This is a genomic window from Turicibacter sp. HGF1 (genome assembly GCF_000191865.1).
Taxonomy (GTDB): Bacteria; Bacillota_I; Bacilli_A; order MOL361; family Turicibacteraceae; genus Turicibacter; species Turicibacter sanguinis.
The window spans coordinates 1-516 of the sequence record NZ_AEXQ01000027.1 but is presented as its reverse complement, the minus strand read 5'-3'; the positions used below and the strand labels follow the sequence as shown (position 1 = coordinate 516).

At 35.1% G+C, this 516-nt stretch carries 1 protein-coding gene; it reads left to right on the top strand.

Annotation, left to right across the window (positions count from 1 at the left end):
• Positions 1 to 516: type I phosphomannose isomerase catalytic subunit (locus HMPREF9402_RS02785; protein WP_009606419.1), on the top strand; the 516-nt coding region annotated here is incomplete at both ends.

Below are 516 nucleotides of genomic sequence, written 5' to 3'. Positions count from 1 at the left end.
TGACAAAAATTATAAAATTAAATCCATTTTATAGCGAAAAAGTTTGGGGTTATGAAAAATGGAATCTCTCTACACATCGTAACGGATGCTCGACTTTAGTAGATACTAACGAAAATTTACATGATTATTTACAGAAAGATTTACCGATTTTAATCAAAATCATTAAAGCAGATGAATCATTATCAGTTCAAGTTCATCCTGGTGACGAGTTTGCACGTAAGTATGAAAATGACAACGGAAAAACAGAATGCTGGTACATCTTAGAAGCAGAAGAAGGAGCTTCACTAATCTGTGGAATTAAAGATGGATTAAACAAAGAAAAATTCGCTAAAATCCTTGAAGAGGGAAGCGTAGCAGATTACTTAGGAGATATCAGTGTAAAAGCTGGAGATATGATTTATATTCCAGCGGGGACCATTCATGCGATTAAAGGTGGTATAAAACTACTTGAAGTCCAACAAAGTAGCGATGTCACTTACCGTCTTTATGATTGGGGACGTGACCGTGAAATGCATA